Source organism: Syntrophales bacterium, from assembly GCA_030655775.1.
In the GTDB taxonomy this organism is placed as follows: Bacteria; Desulfobacterota; Syntrophia; order Syntrophales; family JADFWA01; genus JAUSPI01.
Genome location: JAUSPI010000253.1, coordinates 1 through 3,869 on the forward strand (window position 1 = coordinate 1; position 3,869 = coordinate 3,869).

A 3,869-nucleotide genomic window follows, 5' to 3' on the forward strand; every position below is an offset into this window, starting at 1 on the left:
AACCTCTCTTCTATTCGGGGTTATAATGGCTGGAGGAGACGTGATTAAAGTATCACTTGGGTTACCATTCCAATTGAACAATGTATTTAACGGATTAATATTATTCTTCCTTATCGGAAGCGAGATTCTTCTTCGTTACAAAGTATCCTTTTCATTGAGGAGGTAATTATGGGTTGGGAAACATGGATAGTGACAACGCTCAGTCGTTCCCTTGCTTACGGGACTCCGCTCCTTCTGGGAACACTTGGTGAGATCTACGCAGAGCGTTCCGGTGTGTTAAACCTTGGCGTTGAGGGGATGATGATTATGGGAGCTTATTCCGGTTTTACCACTGCCTATATCACTGGAAATCCCTGGCTGGGTATTCTGGTGGCAGCGGTTGTCGGAGGCGCCTTCTCTCTGATTCACGCTTTTACCAGTGTAACACTGAAGGCAAATCAGGTTGTCTCCGGGCTATCCTTAACCATGCTTGGTCTTGGCCTATCAGGTATGTTCGGACGGGGTTGGGAAGGTAAACCGCTTCCTGCAACGATTCCAAAAATTACTGTTCCCGGTCTCTCTAAGATTCCTTTCCTGGGGCCGATTTTTTTTGAAGGGCAGAATTTAATTGTCTATATGGCAATTCTTCTTGTTCCTTTGTTGTGGTATATCCTCTACCGTACGCGAATCGGGATCACGATCCGCTCCGTAGGAGAGAATCCTGCCACTGCCGACTCCCTGGGGATAAACGTTGACCGGGTTCGCTACATGTGTGTTCTTATTGGCGGGGTCCTCGCCGGCATGGCCGGAGGATACCTCTCAGTTGCCTATCGACCAGCATGGACCGAGGGAATGACTGCGGGAATGGGATGGATTGTTATTGCGTTGACCATCTTCGCCTTCTGGAATCCGGCCTATGGTATGCTGGGAGCCTACTTATTTGCGGCTCTCTATCACCTGTCATTCCGCTTGCAGCCGTGGGTATCGCCTGAACTACTTAAAGCAATGCCCTATGCATTTGCAATTCTGGTCTTGATCTTTGTGTCCCGCGGGACGTTGAAGAAACGGATAGGGGCACCAGCTGCGCTAAGCTTGCCTTACACGAGAGGCGAGGAGTGAGCAGGGAAGATAGTCAGGAAAATATAATCAATGGCAGAGTAAGAGGAAAGAAGTGTGTTATCGTTCGATGGTGGTTGTAAACTGCCAAAAATGGAGGAGGTGAGGTGTTTAATCCCAAATTTATCGAGTATTCTGGATAATTATCACTGCACTATCCTGAATATATGGTAAAGTAAGCAGTGAAAGTTGTTAAAATGAAAAGGCTGTTCGAATAGCCTATAATACAATAAAAGGAGGTTTTAAATGTTTACTCAACGAAACAAAGTTCTGTTAGTAACTGTATTAGTTGTGGCAGTCATCTTCAGTTTTGCTTCAGTGATGATGGCTAAAGAGTATGTTCCGGGCACGCCGCTTAAAGTGGGGTTCATCTATGTTGGACCTATCGGCGACCTGGGTTGGAGCTATGCGCACGATGAGGCGCGGAGAATTTGTGAGGATACTTTCCCCTGGTTGGAGACAGTCTATGTAGAGAGCGTTGCCGAGGGAAGCGAGGGGCTTTATATTGACAAGCTGATTATGGAAGAGGGCTGTGATGTTGTCTTAACCACCAGCTTTGGCTTCATGGATGGCACGCTGATTTCAGCGCAGAAATACCCGGACAAGATCTTTGCTCACTGCTCCGGGTTCAAACGTAATCCTAATATGATGACCTATATGGCCGATTTCTACCAGATTTACTATCTGAATGGGTTGATTGCCGGAGCGCTCACCAAAACAAATAAGACTGCCTATATAGGCGCTTTCCCAATTCCTGAGGTAAAACGCCACATGGGTGCATTCGCCGTGGGTGTGCGGGAAACCACACCCAAGGCAGAGGTGCTTGTGCGCTGGATATATGAGTGGTTCAGTCCTACAGCAGCTAAGGAAGCCGCCGAGGCGTTAATCGCCGATGGGTGCGATGTGTTTGCGTTTACCGAGGACTCGCCGACAATTGTACAGGTTGCCGGGGAAAAAGGATTACCATCCTTCGGTCATTACTCTCCGATGTATGATTTCAGCCCCGAATATGTTGTCTCCGGACAGATCGCGCACTGGGAAGCAGTCTACCTTGATTTCCTGGCTAAGGTTTATGCTGGCGCATACACAGCGCACAACCTTGCTGATGTTGACTACTGGTGGCTGCTGAAGGAAAAGGCGGTGGAGATGGGAGCTAAACCGGGTATGTTGATGAACCCTGCATATGAGGATGAATTAAAGGAGAAAAAGGTTAATGATCCCGTCCTGGGGATGATCAGCGTTTATGACCTGGTTATGAAGAGGCTGGAGCAGATGTCCGATCCGTCGATGGTTTTCGATCCGTTCAACGGGCCGATCTTTGACCGCGATGGCAACCTGAAAGTTCCGGAAGGTTTACGCATGTCTGTGTTTGAACTAACTACTATAGACTGGGCAGTGGATGGCATCGTCGGTCCCTGGGAATAGAATAAGAGAAGCTAAACTCGGGCGGCAACCTTCACTAAAAGAGGGCAGCCGCCCCAATAAATAGGGACACATCCCATTTTTTTCTTATTTCCTTTGAAGAAAAAAATGGGATGTGTCCCTATTTATTTATGTTTTTAAAAGCTTCCAGGCAAAGGTCAGTCATCCGGTGAAATATGGGATTTATTTTTTCCCCATCAGTAATAACTTCCCGAGTCAGGTGATTGGCCACTACAGTAAGGATGGTTCCTACCTTAACTTTTCGGAGGTAACCGATAATAAAGAGAGCAGAGGATTCATTTTCTACACTTAAAACATTAGAATCAATCCATACTTGTTCTCTCTTTAGAAAATCAAGGTCGGCAAATACCGAACCCTTATAAAAAGCATCATGACTCATAATTATTCCTATATGGGATTTCTGATTTTTGTTGTGGGTTACTTTTACGAGGGCATCTATGATGTCTATATCCGCAACAGCCGGGAATTCAATCGGTATATATTCCACCGATGTGCCCTCTAATCTGACCGCTGAGGTGGGGATTATAATATCCTCCAGGTTTATATTCTTCTGTAGTGCCCCGGTGGTACCAAGACGAACTAAATATTTTGCCCCGGACATGATAAGTTCCTCCAGGGCAATGGCGGCAGAAGGGCAGCCCATGCCGGTAGAGGTGACACTTACAGTCAACCCTTTATATCTTCCGGTGTAGGTTACATATTCACGACTTCGGGCAATTAATTGAGGATTTTCAAAATGTTCGGCTATTAGATGACAACGGCCGGGGTCACCCGGCATTATTACAAATTCTCCTATTTGACCTGGTTCTATCTGAAGATGATGCATCTTTTTCATATCTTTTCCTCCTCTCCCTCCTGAAGGTCGACCAAAGCTCCGGTGGCGATGGTTATTGCCTTATCAATACTTTTTTGCAGCTCGTCTTTTGTGCCTTTTTTGCCGGTGATTAAATTTCCCGCAGCCACGAGTATTGTACCTACTTGTACTTTTCTCAGAGAGCCTATAACAAAAAGGGTGGAAGATTCGTTCTCAATAGCTAAGACTCCTGCTTCAGCCCAGATGGCGACTCTTTTTTTATAATCTCCGAAGGCGAAAGGGGATTCCATATAAAAGGCATCGTGGGTTCTTATTATCCCCAACTTATAATCAGTGTCTTCCTTTTTAGCTCTGTTTCGCAGTGCAGCAACAACGCGATAATCTGCTACCGCCGGGTATTCTATAGGGATATATTCTTTAGAAGCTCCGTCTCCCCGAACAGCTCCGGTTACAATAATTATATCTCCGGGGTTTATTTGAGAAGAAAGGGCACCGCAAGTCCCCACCCTGATAAAAT

Annotated in this window: 4 protein-coding genes; 2 read left to right on the forward strand and 2 right to left on the reverse strand. The window is 46.2% G+C overall.

The genetic code is table 11. The annotated features are described in order from the left end of the window. The first annotated feature begins 168 nt into the window (after positions 1 to 168). Positions 169 to 1,098 (forward strand): ABC transporter permease, encoded by a 930-nt coding sequence (locus Q7J27_14160; protein MDO9530284.1) that lies wholly within the window; start codon positions 169 to 171, stop codon positions 1,096 to 1,098. A gap of 243 nt (positions 1,099 to 1,341) precedes the next feature. Then, the gene (locus Q7J27_14165; GenBank protein MDO9530285.1) at positions 1,342 to 2,520 is read left to right on the forward strand and encodes a BMP family ABC transporter substrate-binding protein; all 1,179 of its coding nucleotides are present in this window, start codon (positions 1,342 to 1,344) and stop codon (positions 2,518 to 2,520) included. 118 nt (positions 2,521 to 2,638) lie between these two features. Here Q7J27_14165 and Q7J27_14170 read toward each other — a convergent pair whose 3' ends face one another. Together Q7J27_14170 and Q7J27_14175 are read right to left on the reverse strand one after the other, a co-directional pair. After that, on the reverse strand, positions 2,639 to 3,373 hold the full coding sequence (locus Q7J27_14170; GenBank protein MDO9530286.1) for a nucleoside phosphorylase: 735 nt from the start codon (positions 3,371 to 3,373) through the stop codon (positions 2,639 to 2,641). Next, on the reverse strand, positions 3,370 to 3,869 hold a 500-nt coding region (locus Q7J27_14175), incomplete at its 5' end, for a hypothetical protein (GenBank protein MDO9530287.1). The genes Q7J27_14175 and Q7J27_14170, both read right to left, overlap by 4 nt.